Here is a 20514-nt window from a genome sequence, read left to right on the forward strand (position 1 = left end):
GCTCTAAATGTCACGCTCTTTCTTCAATTCGCGTTCCTCCGCTTCTCGCATAGAGTAGACGCACCCGCAGAAATTCTGGCGGTAAAGGTTGTATTCGTGAGACAATTGGATGGAGCGCTTGTAGCCGCCCTTCTTCTTGAAATCGCTCGGAAGGCGCTTGATGCCGTAGATGTCGCACTGTTCCTGCACGACCTCGTTGAGGACCTGGGCGTCCTTCATCGGGCTGATGGTGAGCGTCGTCGTGAAGTAGTCGCAGTTCAGTTCCTTGGCAAGTTTCGCTGATTCGGCAAGGCGGAGCTCAAAGCATTTGCGGCAGCGCTTGCCCCCTTCGGGTTCTTTTTCGAGACCGCGGGCGACATCGTAAAATTTTTTCGGGTCGTACTCGCCTTCGACGAGCGTAACTGGGTACTTTGTCTTGAACTCCGCGACAAAACGTTTGATTTCGTTCACGCGATGCTGGTATTCTTCGGCGGGCGCGATGTTCGGGTTGTAATAGAAAAGTGTGATCTTGAAATACTGCGAAAGGTATTCAATTGTGTAGCTGCTACATGGCGCGCAACAAGCGTGCAGCAAAAGCGTCGGCACTTCGCCCGTGCGCTCAAGCCTGCGAATGATGAAATCCAGGTCGCGCTGGTAATTATGCTTGGGATGGCCTTTGTCATGCCCGACTTCTGTCACCCCGGATTTATTCCGGGGGGGCATCTCCTTTTCGCGCTGAACAATGTGCGTTTGATCCTTTTCGGCCATATATTACTCCTAGCTTAAAGTGCCAAAAGCAGTAATCCAGAAGCAAATGGTCGAGGCAATTGCAAGCGGCCCCATGACGTGGCGCTCCTTGGCGCTCAGGCTAAAGAATACGGTTGCCGTGTAGAATGTCAGGTAAACGGAATAGAAAAAGGCGAGAATGCGCACAATCCCGAACGGAATCGTTTCCGGGAGCACATGCCCGGCGCTCAGAATCGTAAAAAGGGCCACAAATTGCATGATAATCGGCAAAATGAATGCCTTGCGGACCTCCTGCGGCACGACCTTGTGGCGACCATTCATGGCGTACATGCCAAGCGGCGCTCCGAGCGCAAGGGCGATGTTCAATGCGATGGAGGGCAAAAAGACAATGGATCCGATAATTGCAGCTATGTAAAACATATCTCTTAAGATAAAAAAAAGGACTCCTTCAGGCAAAGGAGGTAACCTAAAGGAGTCTGAGAGTGTTTGGGTATTATTAATAATAGATTTCTTAAAGGGAATAGATTAGAATATTCCAAAAATTTGTGGTTACAATTGTGTCCACCCCTATGTAAAAGGGGGGCGTTGGGACAAAATGTCTCAAAATTTGAAGTTTGCCTGGATGTGGGCGAAATTTGGCTTGAATGGTTTGGTTTTGGTCTTTTTGAACGCGAATGCGAAATCACAGCCGAGCGGTTCTGCATCGACTTTGATTTCGTTTTGGACAGAAAAGCCTTTGGCGGGGGTGGTTTCGGGGAATGCGATGGTCAATTTGGCTAAGGCTGTGCTTGAACGGTAGGTGGCGCCGAGTTCGATTCGTGGAGGCTTGGGGTTGCGGTCGTAGCGAAATTTCGTGCCCGCCTTGAACGAAAATGGTTCCCAGGTGGATTCTACGGCCCCTTTCCATTCGGTTGTATTGCAATTGTCGCTTGCTTCGAGGCAGGTCACGCTTAAGCTTGGACGGAATTGTTCTGGACCTGAGGTGAGGGTTGCCTTGAATCGGGCGCTCACGGAATCTGTTGCAGTAGGGCTTAGGAGGCGGGCCTTGAAGGAAAACTCTGTGTTCAATGTCTCGGGCCACCTGGCAGTGATGGTTTGAGATGCCCAAAGCCAGTTTTCGGTGATGCCCTTGCTCAAGTTCAGACCTTGTGGAATGCTGTCTCCGTGGAGGTAGGCGGTGGTCTTCCATGAAAGATGTTTCTTGACGCTTTGCAGTTGGATCTTGACGAGGGGGCGGTCTTGCCCGAACTGGTACCATGTGGAAATTTGCCCGAGCGTTGTGCGGGCTTGCAAGGCGATGGCGCCTGCATCAGTAAACTTCCAGAATGTGGCATCAAGTTCGTTTTCGCGATTCGGCTTGAAACCGATATGCGCATTGATCGTTTTGCTGGAGTCGATGAATGCTCCGAATCTTAGTTTGCCAATGGGGTAGAAAAGGGCAGCACCCCATAAAGTATCAAGGGGTATATGGCTGTGTAATTCGATTGTAGAAATTTGTCCGAAATAAGCTTCGGACTTGTCGCGATGGTAAGACAGGAGTTCTTGCGAACCGAGACGTAATTTGAAGTAGTAGAATTGGATTTGCAATTCTTCGTGGCGTTTTTTCAGGTGCCCGTCGGAATCGTACCTGCCTTTCCATGATGCGTGACCATGCGGAATTTTGGTTGGCGTTTTTTGCGCGCTTTGCGGTTGCTTTGATTTGGATGGCGCGGGCTTTGAACATGGCTCTTGCGCGTAGACTTCGGCAAGCAGGCACGCTTCGTCGTAGTTCTCTTCTTCGAGTCTAGAAAAGATTTCGTCGGCTTCTTCGGCGGTGATGATGCCGTCGTCCCACCATTCAAAGACTTGTGCGGCGTCAAATGGGGCGTGGGCGGGATCTTCTGCTGCTGTGCTTGTCGTGAAAACTATGAACGCAAATATTAAAAGTATTTTTTTCAAGCGATACCTCCACTATATATACACGCACGAGCGGAGGTTTTATACCCTATTTTTATTGCAAAACTTTTCTAACTTTTGAGATATGGCAAATTCATCTTGGTCAAAAAATTCTAAACCCCGTGGTGGCGCCAGTGCGCTTGGCAAGGACTTTATTCCTCACATGAAGGCTCCTCGCACCGAGTTTCCGCTGTTTAACGGAAAGCGCGTGACGCCCTCGCTTGCTGGGCTCGACAAGCTGTTGCATTACTACGGTGTGGAACTCCAGGAACCGACGCTCAAGCAGATTTGGGAATTCCATCAGTTGCTCCGTGCAAACAACGATGACCAGGATTTGACTCGCCTCAATGCTTTTGAAACGATGGTGGAACGCCATTATGCCGACTGCACGCTCATCAATGCTTACGTGCCAAAGTGGCCTGCCCGCATGATAGACGTCGGTAGCGGTGCCGGTTTCCCGGGAATACCGCTCAAGATTGTAAATCCGTCCATTCGCCTTACGTTGTGCGAACCGCGCCCGAACCGCATCAACTTCCTCAACATGGTCATCGAAAAGATGGGCCTCAAGGGAATTGACGTGTTCGGTCATAAGGTCACGAGCCGCAGCATGACGATCCCTGTCGATGGCGTGATTAGCCGCGCGTTCGAACTCATGGAAAAGACGCTCCCGCGTATCGCAAATTCCCTCAAGGTTGGTGGTCGCGTGTTCTTCATGAAGGGCCCTGCCGTAGCGGACGAACTCAAGACGTTTTATCCAGAAGATTTCGGCTACAAGTTTGTCGGGAAGCATTTCTATACCATCCCGAACAGCACTCAGGACCGCGCGCTGATTATCCTCGAACGCGTGGAATAGGGCGGTTTTAAAATGGCGATGCCGGACTCTGTTCCGGCATGACTTCTAAATGAAAAAAAGTCAGGTTCATCACCTGACTTTTTTCGTTCGTTGTAACGCGGCGAAGCCGCCAAGTTTTAACTAATGACCAGTGACTAATGACTGATAACTAGCAGCCTAGAACTTAAATAGCAAACCGAATCTCATCTGGCCGTCGCGTACGCCGTCCGATTTGCCCACGTTCTTGATTGTTGCCCAGTCGAACTGGAGAACGTCGGAGAGCATCACGCCCACGCCGAAGTCCACTTCGTTGCGCTTGCCCATGCGGTCATAGAGGTAACCCAGACGGAGCGCAATCGTGTTAGAATAAATGAATTCCGTACCGAAGTTGAATACGCCCTGAAGGAACGAATTAACGGTCTGGTCTTCAGGATCGACAATCGACTTCCAGCAGGCGATGTAGAACGGTTCCGGATCGCCCTTGTCATCGTCAATCACGACTTCGCGGTTGTAGTCGAATGCGACGGTCCACTTGTAATCGGCCATGCTAAGAATTTCGTAAGAAAGTCCAAAGCGCCAAGTGAGCGGAATCGGGTCTTCAATCGTCTTGTCCACGTAGTACACGCTCGGACCGATATTTGCAAGAACGAGTGCGATGTTGAGCTTCGGCACGATGAAGTTCTTTTTCAAAACGCCGATGTCGAATGCGTAACCAAACGTGGTCGCTTCTTCTTCGCCGGCGGATGCGCCAGAACTCAGGTCAGAATAGAAGAACTTGATGGAGAGGCCGAGGCCCCAGTCGTTCGGGAAGCGGGTACCGTAGCTCACGCCACCGACGATTTCGGAACTGTTGTAGGCCACGAGGTCATCGGCGTCGAGGTCGCCAGAAACGACTGTCGAACCGAACGAGACGAAGTTCACATGAACACCGAGCGTTCCCCAGTCGTTCAGCGGAATGGTCATACCGCCGTAGAGGTGGTAAAGGTCCGGAATGTTCAAAACAGGCAAAAGCTTTTCGTAGAAGGCCGTGAGCTGGTAGTCAGCGTCCTTGTACTGTTCCATGCCGTTTGCGGTGCTGAACCACACGTCGTTTCCTTCGGGGAGCACTGCCCAGACCTTGTTGGTCGAAAGGCCGTTGCCCTGGTGGTAGTGCGTCCATTCGTCATCGCGCTTGGTGGCTTCTGGATCTTCCTTGGAGCTGCGTTCGAGTTCTGCCTTACGGCCACTAGCGGTGGCGTAGTCCGGCAGGTGACGCCAGACACCGAGATCGGTTGCAATCCAGATGGCGCCCTTGCGGTCCACGGAAACATCGTTTACAGTGTTGTTGGCAAACTGCACCTGTTCCCACTTGCGGAGCGTGAAGTGGGAGAGACCGCCCTTGTGGGTTGCCCAGACGTGGCCCGAGCTATCGACGGCGAGAGCTGTCGGATTCAAGTCCATGATGCCGTCTTCCTGGTTGAACAGGCTCCAGCGGTCCTTGTCGTTGGCGCTCTTTTTGGGGGTGAGGCGGGCGACTCCAGCACCATCGACTGCCACGTAAAGTTCTTTGCGGTTTTCGGACCAGACGAGTGCGTTAATCTTTTGGCTCGGGAGAACCTTGCCCTTCTGTTCGAAGGCGCCATTGCGGTAGACGAAAAGGCCGTTGTCCGTACCGATCCAAAGCGAGGCGCCCTGCTTGGCGAGTGCGGTCACACGATGTTCGCCGAGTTCCTTGTCGAATGTTTTCCAGCCCTTGCCGTCAAAACGGAAGAGACCCTTCGGAGTTCCGACCCAGAGCTTTTCGGTCAGGCTCTCGTAGAGGACTGCTGTAATGGTGTCCTTGACGACCAGGTTCCAAGGCATCTTGACTTCGACCACGTGGGATTCGTCATCGGCGTTCTTCACGTCGTTGAAAGCCTTCACAACTCGGGTGTATTCATCGAGGCCGCGTTCGGTTCCGATGTAGGTGCGGACGGCGTCCTTGATCTTGGCGTTGCCCTGCAACGTGACAGAGTAGTAGTCGACCCACTGTTCTCCGTCGAACTTGAGAATGCCCTGGGTTGTACCAGCCCAAAGTTCGCTTTTGTCGAAGAATCCGTTCTTGGAGCGGGATGCCATGTGCGTAAAGAACGGCGTCTTTTTCGCATCTGCGCTGTAGGAGCTGCGCCATTCGTCGGCTAGAGGTCCGAATGCAAGACCTGCCGGGTTGTAGTACATGGCGGTTGCATCATCGGCGAGTGCTGCTCCGACTTCGCCCATACCTAGCTGGCGAGCGCCAACAGGCATCTGGAGGGTGATAATGGCCGAACCGGCGGCGAGCGCCATGGCCGGTGCCAAAAGAATAGCAGATAATAGTGACTTACGCAAGTTGCCTCCAATCCGGGACGTTGTATGTGTTTCCGTGTGTCGGGATCACAGCCTTCCATCCGGACTTGCTCGGGTTTTCCCAGGGCTGTTTCGGTAAAAGCTTACAGTCGCAGCCCAATACGTAGGGTGGTAAAATTTCCGCGTGATTGCGAATCTGTTCGCGGGTGATGAAATTTTCCTCGCTGACGAATTTACAATAATTCTTGCCTTTGGGACCAATCACGATTCTGTAAGTCGCGACACCTTGCTTGTCCCCTTCGTCAATAGTCTTGATTGTTTCTTCGAGAGTCCTATTCCACTGCTCGATGTATGCTAGCCTTTGTTCTGGCGTCAAGTTCTGGGTCTCAAGCCAAGCCCTGATCGATGCTTCGGAGGGCTTCACGGCGGTGAGCGTCTCGCGGGCGGGGCGTCCGATGGCGGCATATTGTCCCGATACGTCGATAATCGGTTTTGAGACTTCTTTTTCATCGGAATTGTGCATGCCCACGTAAATTCCGATACCGGCGAGGACGATGGACAATAGCACAATCGCAATGACGATGATGATTGATAGCATATTTAAATCCGTTTACGATAAATCCTTACTCTCAAAAACTAGCATTTTCTATTTTATAAGACAGGAGATATTATGTCAAAATTAAAGTTTTTTATAGTGTTGCTTGCTTGTAGTGTCGCGTTTGCCGTTCCGTTCAAGGTAGAAACGGTCAAAGATGGCAGTGGAGAGCCCATTCGTGCAGGTCAGTTGATTAAGGTCCATTATAAAGGTTACTTGGCCGTCGATAGCGCTACAGTGAACAAGGCCGCTACCGATTCTACGGTCGAAGCTCCTTATTTTGCAAATTCCTACTATAGCGAACAGCCGTTGGAATTCACCGTTGGCGTGGGCCAAGTGATTGAAGGCTGGGACAAGGGACTTGTCGGCATGAAAGTTGGCGAAGTCCGCAAGCTCTCGGTGCCGTCCGTGATGGCTTATGGCGACAATTCTCTTGAAGGCATCCCGCCTAATAGCGACTTGATGTTCGTTGTTGAACTTGTTCATGCTGAAAAGCCGCTCGAAGCAGACAAATTCCCTGCCGATATCGAAAAGCTCAAGTGGCGTGATATGGGCCGCGGGCTCAAGGTTTACGACGAAAAGGCTGGCAATGGCAAACAGAATGTTGCAGGTAACGTAATAAAGGTTCATTACACGGGTTGGCTCCTCTCTGGCCGCAAGTTCGGTAGCTCCAAGGATCTGGGCAAGCCGCTCGAAGCTGTGATGGGCGCCGGCAAGATGATCAAGGGCTGGGAAACTGGTCTTGAAGGGATGCGCGAAGGCGGTGTCCGCTGGTTGCGCGTGTCTCCGGCAATGGGCTATGGGGCTACGGCATTCTCGATGATTCCGCCGAACTCCACGCTCGTGTTCCGTGTCGAGATGGTCTCTAGCGATGTGGATCCGGAACTTGCAAAGCACATGGACTTCTTCCCGGATACGACTCTCCTCAAGTATGAAAACGGCCCCGAAGGACTCCGCTATGCGGTCGTGAAGCAGGGCGAAGGCGAACCGGCCTGTTCTGGCCACCGCGCGATTGTGCATTACACGGGCTGGATGGTGAACGGCTACAAGTTCGACAGCTCCCGCGACCGCGGACAGCCGTTTGCATTTGAACTTGGCGCGGGTAACGTGATCCGCGGCTGGGAACTCGGCGTGCAGGGCATGCTCCCGGGCGAAAAGAGAATCCTCGTGGTGCCGCCTGGCCTTGGTTACGGCAGCCGCGGTGCAGGTCCGATTCCTGGTGGCGCAACGCTCATCTTCGCTGTGGAATACCTCGGGGAAGACTAGCGGCTGAGCCGATAGAATCCATAAAAAACAAGTGTTATTTGCCCGGCGTAATGTCGGGCTTTTTTCGTTTTATTGTAAATCCTTGGGCAAATATTTTTCCGGCACTTTGTAGCCTAAGTTGTGGAGCCTTCGTGCATAGCTCTCGTCTTGCAAGCGCTTTTCGGATTCTTGAACGAGTTTTAGCAGAAGTTTGGCTTCTTTCCCTGACTTGATGCGGATTACAGTCCACCAATCGAGCAATCCATACAGCATGAAAAGACCGCTTAATCCTAATAGGAATACTTTGAATTTTTCCGGAATTGTTAAATTTGGAATAAAATAAATGGCACCCCAGCAAACGGCCCAAATTGCTGTGTAAATGAGTGCGCGTTTTAGAGGAATGCCGACATTGAGCCATTTCTTGTCGATGCCTTCCGCTGCGGGTTCGTGGAAGGCTTTGCAAAGAAAATCCTTGCTGCATTTTGGGCAAGTTATTAACGGGGACTGGTAACCGAACGAGTTCCAGTCTTTTGTGCTCTGAGATTCGTTTTCTATAGATTTATGGCAATGAGGGCATTTCATGCCCATAATGTAATAAATTGACTAGATCCTTCACATTCGTTCAGGATGACGCATTCCTAACCACCAACCACTAACCACTTCCTACTTCCTACTGTCTACTGTCTACTGTCTACTTCTCTCTCTCGTCTTTGGATTATCGCTACGCTCTAATCCCCAATGCTAGGCTCGAAAATGGTCTCACAAGTGGTCCCGCTTCGCTCGCCTTACGCATTTGTCGTCTATAGGGCGGAGCCCGTTCTTTCGTCTAATTACTATATTCCTCCCGAAGTTCAAGAAACTGCGGCTCCGCCGCCCCCCGTTGACAAAATATCCATACCAAATGTTTACAGAGTAGGGCATCGGCGGTAAGTTTTAAATATTTTAGATATTGATGGTTACTTTTTCTGACATAGCGGATTACCGCGACTTCTTGAAGGAATTCTACGACAGGCGCAAGGTCGAGATGCCCTTCTACAGCTACCGCATGATGGGTGATAAGCTCGGGCTAGACTCCAGCTATCTCTATCGCGTATTGCAAAAGAAGCAGCACTTGCCTGCTCATGCTTTACCTGCGGCAAAGGAAATCCTTGCGCTGAGTGGTCGCGAGGCCGAATACTTCGACCTCCTTTATTCTGCTGCTGTCAGCAAGGATAAGACTAAGCGCGAAGAACTCATGGCGAAGGCACTGTCGCTCCGCGACGTGGAACGCCATTCTTTGCAGGCTGCTGAACTTAAACTCCTCGAAAACTGGTGGATTCCTGCGGTACGCGCCTACCTGGAATTGAACGGTGGCGTTGTAAACGTCAAGCAGATTGCTAAGGATATCTGCCCGCCGATCACTGAGGAACAGGCTCTCGAAGCCATTGAAACTTTGAAGAGCGTCGGTCTCGTGAAAAAGCTTGCGTCGGGCAAGCTCGCGCTTACCGAAGCCCATTTGACAGTAGGGGGCCCCGAAAAGGCCAAGGCTGTGCGCAATTTCCAGCGCCAGGTGCTTAGCCTTGCGAGCGATGCGCTTGAAAACGTCCCCGTCAATGAACGCAATATTTCTACACTGACCCTTTCTGTGGACCAGTCCTGCTTCGAGGATTTGGGCGACATGTTGAGGGAATTCCGCCGTCTGGTTCAAAAAAGAGTAGACGGAGCCAAGAATCCTGATCGTGTTATGCAGCTTTCTATGGCCTTTTATCCGGTTGCCCGTAAAGGAGGGGCTTCGGAAAATACTATAATAGTAGGGGAAGGTGCAGGAGATAAAAAATGATTAAACGGGCGTGGACATATGGGTTGGCGACATTGGCGCTGTGCTATGTCGCCTGCGATAGCGGTCGTACTGCTGGATCGTCGATGGAGACTGAGAACTCTATCGCGTTACAGGTGCAGTTGGCCGATGGCACGCCTGCTGCACGAATGGACGTTATTGTTCGCCCTGATTCTTATTTGTCCGGTGCTTCCGAACTTGGGTCGGACTCCATTTACCAGTTGCACTTTGAAACCGACAAGTACGGTCGCGTTGTTTTGCGCGATGTTCCATCGGGCTCCTACGTGATTGAAGCTCGTAGTGATTCCTTGAACTTGAAGGGTTTTGAAAAGATAGCGTACGTTGAATCGGATTCTACGACTCCTTTGACAGTCGAAGTTTCTGAACCGACCAAGGTCTCTGGTCGTGTCGGTCTTCCGCAGTTGGTCCGCCGTTCTGCAACCGTTTCTGTGCAAGGCTTGGACTACCAGGTCCCGATGGATTCCACGGGCTACTTTGAATTTGAATCCTTGCCGAACGGCAATGTCGAGATTGTCGCATTCGTGAACGATGCTGACGCTGATTCGGTTACGGAATATGGCCGCATTGAGGCAGACGTCGGTGCGCAGTCCGGTGAAAGTGCCCTTTACCTTGGCGACTCCGCATACGTCAAGAAATACTTTGTATTTGAAGACTTTGAAAATGGCCCCGGCGTATGGGACGCTGCAGCATCGCTTAATGCAGAGGTCAGCTTTGATATTGATTCTGCGGGCTTTGGTCGCGAAGGCAAGGCCGCTCACTTTATCTGTAAACGCGATTCTGCGGCTCAGTGGGACTGGGCGCTTATCGGTCGTGAACTGGGTGGCTATGTCAACTTGAGCGATTTGGATTCTATTCGCTTCTGGGTCCGCGTCTCGACTCCGTCGCGAATTTCGTTCTCGTTCGACAGGTTCGTGAATGACGATTCCGTGACGAGTTCCGATAATATCAAGTCTTGGCGCCATTTCGAGGCGGATACGGTCTGGACTCAGTTTACCGTGATTCCGGCGGAACTGGATACGGCCGACAGCAATGGCGGTAACTACGGCTGGGAAGCGGTGAAGGACAGTGTCACAAAGATTGGCATCTTCGGCGCTATGGATACGGAAGTCTGGGTGGACGATATCGAAGTCTTTGGCTACGGCATCTTTGACCCGTTCGCCCCGGTTGTGAAGAAGAGCGTTGTCCGGAAAGAAGAGTAGATTTATCCACTATTGACATTTTATCAATGGACCTGCATCGCTTTGCAGGTCTTTTTTTGTTGTTTGGAGGTAGATTAATAATGGATGGATTGGCGGTGTATGGCTGGTCCGAAGGAGTGTGTATGAACATGAAACGTTTGGCTGCACTGGGCTTATTTGCTGGCTTTGGTGTAAGTGCGCTTGCTGACAACCCTATTTCTAGCTATCACTATCTGGCGGACCCTTCTTGCGCCTCTGACGGTGATACCTTCTACATCTTGACCGATGTGGATGACTATAACAACCAGACGAACTGGAACTACGATATTGTCGGCCTTTACGCCTTCACGTCTGAAGACATGAAGAACTGGACTGATCACGGCATGATTTTCCGCTCCAGGCGTGAATTCGGGAACTATCCGAACAACACCTGGGCTTCGGGCATTGCCGTCAAGAACGGCAAGGTTTACATTGTTTACCCCGATGGTGCAAGCGGCGTGGGCATGATTACCGCCCCGGCTATCGATGGTCCTTATACCGACCCGGTTAAGGAAACTCATGGTGTCAATAGAATTGCAGGTGGCGGTAGCTTGATTGGTAGTTGCGACGGCATTGCTCACTGCTTTGACCCGGGCATCTTGATTGATGACGATGGTAAGGGTTACGTGATTTTTGGTGGTGGCGAAAGCTCTAGCCGCCCCTATGGCAACAACTTTGACATTATCAGCTTTACCGAAAGCAATGGCAAGATTACTTTCGACAAGAATTCCCTGAAGAAGGTCTCTTTGCCGAACTCCTTCGAAGCTCCTTACTTGCACAAGAAGGGTAACACTTATTACTTGAGCTTCAACAACCGTAGCCAGATTATTGACTATGGTATGTCCAACAATATTTGGGGTCCGTATACCTTTGTGGGTACGGTCATTCCGGGAATTGGCTCTGTGCCTGATGCTCATGGCGAAGGTGGTAACAACCACCAGGGCTTTGCTCCGTTCAAGGACAAGTGGTATGCTGTTTATCACGATCGTCGCTTGGTGACCTCTGATAACCACCCGGCTGCAACGACTCAGGCGGGCGTGCGTTCCGAAAATCCGAACTACGAAAACCACAGAAGTGTGTCCATCGACGAACTCACCTGGAATGGCGACAAGATGAACAAGCTCACCTTCACCCGCGAAGGACCGAAGCAAATCAAGAACTTTGACCCGTACAAGACCTACAAGGCAACGACGAGCTCCAAGCAGATGAACATCCGTAGCCGTACCGACTGGACCAAGGGCCAGCCGGTCAAGCACGTGCTCTTGCCGCTTACGAGCCGTAGCGAATCCTGGATCCGCGTGACTGGTGTGGACTTCGGTAAAGGTGCTGAAAACCTCCGCATCAAGGCCGCAAACGTGGGCGATGGCAACAAGATTGAAATCCATACGGGTAGCGCAACGGGTACCCTTGCCGGTACTTGCGAACTTGCAAAGACCGCCAATAACATGACCTTCGTGGATAACGATTGCGAAATGAAGGGCCTTACGGGCGTTGTCGACCAGGTGTTCTTCGTGTTCAAGAATAATGGCAGGGATTCTACCATGGGCGTTCTCGAATGGGAATTCCAGGGCACGAAGCGCGAACCGGAGCCGCAGCAGCCGTTTGGCGGCAAGGCTTGGGCAATCCCGGGCAAGATTGAAATGGAAAACTTCGATGAACCGGGTTATGGCGCAGGTAACGATTCTTACGCTGATAACGATTCTGATGACCACGGTGCCGAAAGCAATGGTGGCAAGAGTTACCGCGAAGGCACTGGCGTAGATATCTACAAGAAGGCTACGGGCTATGTCGTCGGTTACAACCAAACGGATGAATGGCTGGAATACACTGTGGATGTGGCTGCTGAAGGCGACTACACGATGTTTGCGGCGGTAGCTTCTGCTAATGCGACTTCGGGCTTTAAGCTTTCCATCGATGGCGACGACATTACGGAATCGATTGCCGTCCCGAAGAATGATGGCGAAGAAAACTATGACGACTACAGCAAGGTGAAGGCGAATGTGAAGCTCCCGGCTGGCAAGCATATCCTCCGCTTTACCGTTACGGGCGACTGGATGGACATCGACTACATTCAGTTTGCAGCGGGCAAGGATGCAAAAGATCCGGACGACGAGACGGTTGCACTCCATAAGGGATTCCGCTTGGAAACGACCTCTCTCAAGAGTTTCGACGTGTTCGATTTGACGGGCAAGAAGGTGGCTAGCTTCACGGCTCGCAACATGAGCGAAGCGAAGAACATGCTGCGTGAAGGCTCCCAGGCTAAGGTGCAGGGCGTGTGCATCATCCGCAACCGTGCAAACGGCATGATGGCTAAGGTCCGCATGACGCGCTAGAATCTCCAAGAAACACACATCCATCTAAAAAAGGTTTCTCTTTCGAGAAACCTTTTTTGCATCCAAATTTTTACGGATTCGTTGACGTTTTGTCTATAAATCTTTTGGCGTGTTCAGGGCTGTTTTGTTTTTTTGGAGGTACTTTTAGATTGGATGGATTGACGGTGTATGGTCGATCCTAAGGAGTGTTATGAAACTACTTAAGAAAGCAACGATGTTTGGACTCTTGGCGGGCTTTGGAGTAAGCGCTCTCGCTGACAACCCGATTTCTACTTACCACTACTTGGCTGACCCGGGTGCAGCCGCCGATGATGATTACTTCTATATCATCACGGACTCCGATGATCCGGCTCCGTACAATTCTAACGGTTACAAGATTTACGCCCTTTATGCATTCCGCAGTAGGGATATGCAGAACTGGACCGACTACGGCATTATTTACGATGCCCGCAAGGTAAGTGGCATTAACGACATCTGGGCTTCTGGTATTGCCGTCCACAACGGTACATTCTACATCGTGTTCCCGGATGGCGGTGGTGGCGGCATTGGCTACATCAAGGCGCCTGCAATTGAAGGCCCGTGGACAAACGCTGTGGGCCAGGGCAAGGATAAGCTTGTCGGTGGTCGCGGTATCATCGGTTGCGATGGCGTTTCCTGGTGCTTTGACCCGGGTATCTTTATCGATGACGACGGAACCACCTACGTGACATGGGGCGGCGGCGAAAGCACTAGCCGTCCGAATACCGACAACTTTGATATCGTCAAGCTGAACGATGCGAAAAATGCTCCGGTGGGTAACGGTTCTCACGTGAAGGTGAACAACTTGCCGACCCGCAAAATGCTCGAAGCTTCTTACATCCACAAGCACAAGGGTACTTACTACTTCTCTTACAGTACTGGCTGGCAGCAGGGCGCTCCGACGATTGACTATGGCACATCTAACAACGTAATGGGTCCTTACACCTGGAAGGGTACGATTCTCGGTGATCCGAGCATGAACGGTCGTAGCATCAACGGCAACAATAACCACCATGGTATTGCCGAATTCAAGGGCCACTCTTATGTTGTCTATCATGACCGCCGTATTGCCAAGGGCCATAACGGCCTGGAAATTATTCCGGCCGATGACGGTCAGCCGAAACCGAACGAAGGCTATCACCGTAGCGTTTCCGTAGACGAAATGTTCTACAATGCTGACGGCACCATTCAGACGGTGAAGGTGACGGATGAAGGTCCGGCACAGATTGAAAACTTTGACCCGTACGATTGGTATCCGGCACTCACGAGCTCCAAGCAGAAGGGCATCCGCAGCCGCTCTAACTTTGTGCAGGGCAAGGCTGCCGAACACGTGTTGCTCCCGCTTTCCTCTAAGGAATCCTGGCTCCGCGTTTCGGGTGTTGATTTTGGTACGGCTGCAACGGGCTTCACAGTCGAAGCTGCAAGCGCTGCCGATAACAACAAGATTGAAATCCGCACTGGTTCTGCAACGGGTACGCTCGCTGGTACTTGCACGCTTAAGAATACTGGCAACAAGAATACCTATGCCGAAAACAAGTGCGAAGTTGAAGGCCTCAAGGGCATTGTAAAGCAGTTGTTCCTCGTGTTCAAGGGCGACAGGGACTCTACCATGGCTATCAAGGCCTGGGGCTTTGAAGGCAGCGGCACGACTCCGCCGGAACCGCAGAAGCCGTTTAGTGGCAAGGCTTGGGAAATTCCGGGCAAGATTGAAATGGAAGACTTCGACATTCCGGGGTCTGGCCGCGGTAGCGAAATCAAGTCCTACAGTGAAAACGATTCCGAAGACCATGGCATCGAAAATGGTGGCAAGAGCTACCGCGAAGACACTGGCGTCGATATCTACAAGAAGGCTACAGGCTATGTCGTGGGCTACAACCAGTCCGGCGAATGGCTCGAATACACCGTGAACGTCAAGGAAGAAGGCGACTACACGATGTTTGCATCTGTGGCTACGGACAATTCCACGGCTAGCTTTACGCTTTCCATTGACGACAAGTCCATTGCAGAAGTTCCGGTTGCTGGCGATAGCTGGGATGACTTTATCAAGGTCAAGGCGAACGTGACGCTCCCGGCCGGTGAACATATCCTCCGTTTTGCCATTACGGGTGACTGGTTCGATATCGACTATATGACGTTTGCTAAAGGCAAGAATGCTACGGATCCGGACGACAAAACGATTGGTATCAAGGGCTTCAGGGTGCTTGGTGCAGATGCAGTCGCAAACTTCGACGTGTTCGATTTGACCGGCAAGAAGGTTTCTAGCTTCACGGCCCGCAATATCCACGAAGCGAAGAAACTGTGGCGCGAAAATCCGCAGTCCAGGAATGTGCAGGGCGTTTGCATCATCCGTAACCGTCACAACGGCGCGGTGGCAAGAGTTCGCACCACTCGCTAAGGATGTCAAGCCCCGTTAGGGGAATGACATTCTGTCATGCCCGACTGGATCGGGCATCTCTTTTTAGTAACTATTGACTTTTTATCCATGAGACCTACGATTTTTCGTGGGTCTTTTGGCTTTTCTGAGGATAGTTTTATAAAAAACGGGATGGCGGTGTGTTTGGTCGATCCCAAGGAGTGAACAATGAGATTACTGAAACGTTTAACGATGGCGGGCTTGCTGGCGGGCTTTGGTGTGGGCGCGCTTGCAGACAACCCGATTTCGAGTTACCACTATTTGGCGGACCCGGGTGCCGCTGCCGATGATACTTATTTCTATGTCATAACCGACTCGGATGACCCTGCTGCATCGAATGCCAATGGCTATAATATCAAGGCCCTTTACGGTTTCCGCACGAAGGATATGAAGAACTGGACCGACTTCGGTATCATTTACGATGCCCGCAAGGTCGATGGCATTGGCGATATCTGGGCGTCTGGCATTGCGGTGAACCCGAATGACCACAGACTTTACATTGTGTTCCCGGATGGCGGTGGTGGCGGTATCGGCCTTATCGGTGCCGATAGCATTGCAGGCCCGTGGACAAACCCGGTCTCTGGCAACAAGAAGCTCATCAACAACTGGGGTGGCGGTCTTGCGGACTGCGACGGCATTGGCTGGTGTTTTGACCCGGCAATCTTCTTCGATGACGACGGTACAGGCTACTTCACCTTTGGTGGCGGTAGCAGCGATAGCCGCCCGGCAAATAACAACAATAACGACATTTTCAACATCTACAAGCTCAACAAGGACATGAAGGGCTTCGATGTGAGCACCAAGACTCACCTGAAGATTGGTGGTCCGAAGGCGATGGAAGCCTCTTATATTCACAAGTACAAAGGCAATTACTACCTGAGTTACAGCACGGCTGACTTGCGTATTGCCTACGGTATGTCCAAGAACCCCATGGGTCCTTATGAATACAAGGGCATTTTCATGGGTAACCCGAACATTGGCGGCCAGAACATCAACGCAAATAACAACAACCACCATGGTATAGCCGAATTCAAGGGCCACTGGTATGTCGCTTATCATGACCGCCGCATTGCCAACGGTTATGACGGCCTCGAAAAGATCCCGGCCGATGATGGTCGCCCGAATCCGGTGCCGGCATTCCACCGCAGCGTGAGTGTTGACGAGTTTTTCTACAACGGTGACGGTACCATGAAGGAACTGACCTTCACGAAGGAAGGCCCGAAGCAGATTGAAAACTTCGATCCGTATGACTGGTATCCGGCACTCACGAGTTCCAAGCAGAAAGGCATCCGCAGCCGTTCGAACTGGACTCCGGGCAAGGTCGCAGAACACCTCTTGCTCCCGCTTTCCACGAAGGAATCCTGGATTCGCGTGAGTGGCGTGGACTTTGGTACGGCGGCAACGGGCTTTGTGGTTCAGGCGGCAAGCGCTGCTGATGGCAACAAGATTGAAATTCATTCGGGCTCTGCTACAGGTACGCTCGCTGGCACTTGTACGCTCAAGAATACCGGCAACAAGAACACTTTTGCAGAAAATTCCTGCGAAGTGACCGGCCTCAAGGGCATCGTAGATGAAATTTTCCTCGTGTTCAAGGGCTCTCAGGACTCCACGATGGCAATTAAGGCATGGGGCTTTGAAGGTAGCGGCACAACTCCTCCGGAACCGCAGAAACCGTATGGCGAAAAGGCTGTGACGCTCCCGGCAAAGATTGAAGCTGAACATTATGACATCCCGGGCGTTGGCCGCGGTGGCGATGTGGATTCTTACAGCGATAACGAAAAGGCAAACCAGGGCGATGCCAAGTTCCGCGAAGACCAGGGCGTTGACATTGTCGAAGGCGGTACGGGCATGGCGATTGGCTATACCGCTTCTGGCGAATGGCTCGAATATACGGTCGAAGTCCCGGAAGACGGTGATTATGCGATTAAGGCCTCGGCTTCTACTGGCATGGAAAGCGCAAGCTTCTGCTTCTTGGCCGATGGCAAGGCAATTGGCGATACCATTACTGTTCCGCAGACCGGCGAGGACTGGAGCGTCTATAAGGAATTTGACGGAGGCAAGGCGAAACTTACCAAGGGCACGCACGTGATTCGTCTCGTGATTACGGGCGACAACGTAAATGTCGATTGGTTCTCCCTTGGCGATGTGGAAAAGATGGGAATCAGGAACGCTGTGAGGTTCCAGACGAGCGGTTCCCGCGAATTCCGCGTGTATAGCGTGAGCGGCAAGCTGCTTGGCACTGTGGACCTCACCGGAAAGAAGGCTGGCGAAGCTCTCCAGAGTGCAGGTTTCAACAAGGGCGTTTACATGCTCAAGAGCGTTGACGGTCACAAGACCTTCATGACCTCTGTCGCAAGATAAAATTCATATAATTCCGAAACCAAATAACAGGAACACCTCGGGCACCCCGGGGTGTTTTTGCAAATGACTCGCAACTTTCCTAATCCCCCCCCCATTACCAAAATGTCAATGATAAATATTTGGAAAAATGCCTTTTGGGCGTCTGGAGTTTCTAAATTCCATATTGGAAAGCCTTGCTGTTTTGCAGGCAAAAAATTTGGGATGTTTTTGAGTTTGCGATAGGCTATTGTTTACGGCCTTGTAGGGCGCCTGAAGCCCAAACGATCCTCCTAAACCACACACCCTAATGGCGCTGAATGGTGCCATTACGCCTCGGGACGAACGTTCCGAGGTGTTTGCATTTGCACTATGTGCAAATGCCAGTTGCTAGGCTCGGATATAGGCTTGCGAGCAATCCTGCATCACTCGCCTTACGCAACTGTGTGCATCCGCGACGCTCGGCCTACGCATTTATTGTATTTACGGTTGCGGCTCTCGACCTACGCATTACCAAATTGACAATGGAAAATTATTCTGGGGGTGTAAAATGATTGCGCGAGGGATATAAATTTAGAATGTACCCTCATGCAAAGGGCATGCGATAATTATGGGAGATATTTATGAAGTGTATGGGTGAAGTCCTGAAGATTGCTTCGTTTGGTTTGGCTTTTGCTATACCTGCTTTTGCCTCGACGGTCAACGTTGACGTGACCGAAGAACACCAGGTCATTCGTGGCTTTGGTGGCATGGTGCATAACCAGTGGCAAGGCGGTAGCGGCCTTTCCGAAGCCGATGCCAAGCTTGCGTTCGGTACGGGCGATGGCCAGATTGGCCTCAATACGCTCCGTATTCCGGTATACGCGAATTCCAGCGATTTTAATAAAGAAGTGCAGGCGGCAAAGTATGCCAAGAAGTATGCCGGCGATGACTTTATTTTGTATGCAACTCCGTGGACTTCTCCGTATGCAGGCAAAAACCAGCATATGGCTTCTTCGAACTACCAGAAGTATGTGGACCACCTGAATAGCTTTAATGATTACATGAAGAACCAGGGTGTTCCCCTGTACGCCATCTCCATCAGTAACGAACCGGACTGGTGCGGTGAATGGGCTTGCTGGAGCGCTGACGAAATTTACAACTTCACCAAGGGCTACGCCGATAAAATGCGCAAGAATGGCGCGAAGGTGATTTCGACGGAATCGTTCCGCTACGACAAGAATCTTTACAACAAGGTCTTGAACGATGCCAATGCCCTCAAGAACTGGGACATTCTCGGTGCGCACTTCTACGCAAGTGACCGAAGGACTGGGGACAACTTCTTCCAGTACAGCCTTGCTGACCAGAAGAAGGTCGAACGCTGGATGACGGAACACTACACCGAAAGCCAGGGAAGCGGTAACTACTGGCGCACGGTTACGAATACGGGTGACCAGGCGAACGCCAACAAGCGCGATACTGTGAACGCCATGGATGTGGCTTACGAAATTCACCGCGCCATGGTCGTAGGCAACTTCAATCAGTACACCTGGTGGTACATCCGTCGTTGCTATGGCCTGATTATGGAAAAGGACTTTGGCAACAAGCTCCAGATTCCGCAGAACGAAATCGGCAAGGTCTCGAAGCGCGGTTATGTGATGAGCCAGTTCGCACGCTTTGTCCGCCCGGGTGCGGTCCGCGTGGGTGCAACGGCAAATCCCGAAAAGGAAGTCTTTGCAAGTGCTTACAAGAGTGCCGATGGCGACTCCGTGATTGTGGTGCTCGTGAACCGCGACTACAAGAATAGCAAGACTGTAACCGTGAAGGTGCAAGGCGCCGATGTTCAGACCTTCCACATGTACACCACCAGCGAAGCAAAGAACGCCAAGGATGAAGGCGAAGTCGAGGTCAAGAATGGCTCCGTGACGATTACGATGGATGCTGGTAATGCAAGCAACAAGGACTGCATCGTGACGCTCGTGGGCGTTGGTACTCCGGCAGATCCTGTACCTCGCGAACCGTTTGGTGGCAAGGTCGCTGAAATCCCGGGTAAGATTGAAGTCGAAAACTTCGACATTCCGGGTACGGGCAAGGGCAACAAGTCTTATAGCGAAAACGATTCCGAAGACCGTGGCGAAACGAACTACCGCGAAGGCACGGGTGTCGATATTTACAAGAAGGCTACTGGCTATGTGGTCGGCTATAACGAAGAAGGCGAATGGCTCGAATACTCCGTGAACGTGAAGGAAGCTGGCGATTACACTATGTTCGCTTCTGTCGCAACGAGCAATTCGACGTCTGGATTCTCGCTCTCCTTGGATGGAAAAACTCTTGTTGAAAATGTTGCACTTTCGGGAACGAGCTTCGATGAATTTACGAAGGTCAAGGCCAACGTAACGCTCCCGGCTGGCGAACATATCCTCCGCATGACGGTAACGGGTTCCTGGTTCGATATCGACTACTTCAACTTTGCAAAGGGCAAGGATGCTGCCGATCCGGACGATAAGACGATTGGTTTGCGCGGTGCTAATTTCCGCTTGCCGACCGAAGCCGAAAATTACAGTGTCTTTGACGTGAACGGCGTGCTCGTGGGCAAGTTCCTCGCTACGACCAGGGCCGATGTCCAGCGCATGACCAAGAGCGTGGTGCGTCAGAACGGCATTTACTTTGTGAAGTCGCTGGGTGGCAAATCCTACCGCATTTCTGTGGCAAAATAATTTCATATTCCTAAAAACGGGAGCCG

General features: G+C 51.6%; 14 protein-coding genes. 8 read left to right on the plus strand and 6 right to left on the minus strand.

Annotated elements, in window-relative coordinates:
* Positions 1-3: 3 nt before the first annotated feature.
* From CRN95_RS11405 to CRN95_RS11415, 3 genes are all read right to left on the minus strand, one after another.
* Positions 4-702: an epoxyqueuosine reductase QueH gene (locus tag CRN95_RS11405; RefSeq protein ID WP_097021064.1), complete on the minus strand. Its 699-nt coding sequence runs from the start codon at positions 700-702 to the stop codon at positions 4-6.
* A gap of 54 nt (positions 703-756) precedes the next feature.
* Complete coding sequence (locus CRN95_RS11410; protein ID WP_097020959.1) at positions 757-1146, minus strand: hypothetical protein; 390 nt, start codon at positions 1144-1146, stop codon at positions 757-759.
* Positions 1147-1326: 180 nt separating this feature from the next.
* Positions 1327-2664: a hypothetical protein gene (locus CRN95_RS11415; protein ID WP_097020960.1), complete on the minus strand. Its 1338-nt coding sequence runs from the start codon at positions 2662-2664 to the stop codon at positions 1327-1329.
* A gap of 82 nt (positions 2665-2746) precedes the next feature.
* On the opposite strand from CRN95_RS11415, the gene rsmG reads away from it, so the two are divergent.
* On the plus strand, positions 2747-3514 hold the full coding sequence (rsmG, locus tag CRN95_RS11420; protein ID WP_235003007.1) for a 16S rRNA (guanine(527)-N(7))-methyltransferase RsmG: 768 nt from the start codon (positions 2747-2749) through the stop codon (positions 3512-3514).
* Between the two features lie 156 nt (positions 3515-3670).
* On the opposite strand, the gene CRN95_RS11425 is transcribed toward rsmG, so the two are convergent.
* Both CRN95_RS11425 and CRN95_RS11430 read right to left on the minus strand, forming a co-directional pair.
* A complete protein-coding gene (locus CRN95_RS11425; protein ID WP_088630418.1) occupies positions 3671-5839 on the minus strand; it encodes a PorV/PorQ family protein in 2169 nt (722 codons plus the stop codon).
* Positions 5832-6395, minus strand: a complete 564-nt coding sequence (locus tag CRN95_RS11430) for a hypothetical protein (protein ID WP_088630417.1) — start codon at positions 6393-6395, stop codon at positions 5832-5834. Before CRN95_RS11430 ends, CRN95_RS11425 begins: the two co-directional genes overlap by 8 nt.
* Before the next feature lie 72 nt (positions 6396-6467).
* Between CRN95_RS11430 and CRN95_RS11435 the strand changes: the two genes are divergently transcribed.
* The gene (locus tag CRN95_RS11435; protein WP_097020961.1) at positions 6468-7658 is read left to right on the plus strand and encodes an FKBP-type peptidyl-prolyl cis-trans isomerase; all 1191 of its coding nucleotides are present in this window, start codon (positions 6468-6470) and stop codon (positions 7656-7658) included.
* Between the two features lie 69 nt (positions 7659-7727).
* Here CRN95_RS11435 and CRN95_RS11440 read toward each other — a convergent pair whose 3' ends face one another.
* A complete protein-coding gene (locus tag CRN95_RS11440; RefSeq protein ID WP_141099855.1) occupies positions 7728-8219 on the minus strand; it encodes a hypothetical protein in 492 nt (163 codons plus the stop codon).
* 370 nt (positions 8220-8589) lie between these two features.
* Between CRN95_RS11440 and CRN95_RS11445 the strand changes: the two genes are divergently transcribed.
* From CRN95_RS11445 to CRN95_RS11470, 6 genes are all read left to right on the plus strand, one after another.
* Complete coding sequence (locus CRN95_RS11445; RefSeq protein WP_073424853.1) at positions 8590-9456, plus strand: DUF4423 domain-containing protein; 867 nt, start codon at positions 8590-8592, stop codon at positions 9454-9456.
* Positions 9453-10673 (plus strand): hypothetical protein, encoded by a 1221-nt coding sequence (locus CRN95_RS11450; protein WP_088630414.1) that lies wholly within the window; start codon positions 9453-9455, stop codon positions 10671-10673. Before CRN95_RS11445 ends, CRN95_RS11450 begins: the two co-directional genes overlap by 4 nt.
* A 122-nt stretch (positions 10674-10795) precedes the next feature.
* On the plus strand, positions 10796-13024 hold the full coding sequence (locus CRN95_RS11455; RefSeq protein ID WP_235003008.1) for a carbohydrate-binding protein: 2229 nt from the start codon (positions 10796-10798) through the stop codon (positions 13022-13024).
* A 190-nt stretch (positions 13025-13214) separates the two neighbouring features.
* Positions 13215-15437 (plus strand): carbohydrate-binding protein, encoded by a 2223-nt coding sequence (locus CRN95_RS11460; RefSeq protein ID WP_097020963.1) that lies wholly within the window; start codon positions 13215-13217, stop codon positions 15435-15437.
* A gap of 186 nt (positions 15438-15623) precedes the next feature.
* Entirely contained in the window at positions 15624-17816 is a 2193-nt protein-coding gene (locus CRN95_RS11465) for a carbohydrate-binding protein (RefSeq protein ID WP_097020964.1), read from the plus strand.
* A gap of 608 nt (positions 17817-18424) precedes the next feature.
* A complete protein-coding gene (locus tag CRN95_RS11470) occupies positions 18425-20488 on the plus strand; it encodes a carbohydrate-binding protein (RefSeq protein ID WP_235003009.1) in 2064 nt (687 codons plus the stop codon).
* Positions 20489-20514 lie beyond the last annotated feature (26 nt).

Source organism: Fibrobacter sp. UWB16 (assembly GCF_900215325.1).
In the GTDB taxonomy this organism is placed as follows: domain Bacteria; phylum Fibrobacterota; class Fibrobacteria; order Fibrobacterales; family Fibrobacteraceae; genus Fibrobacter.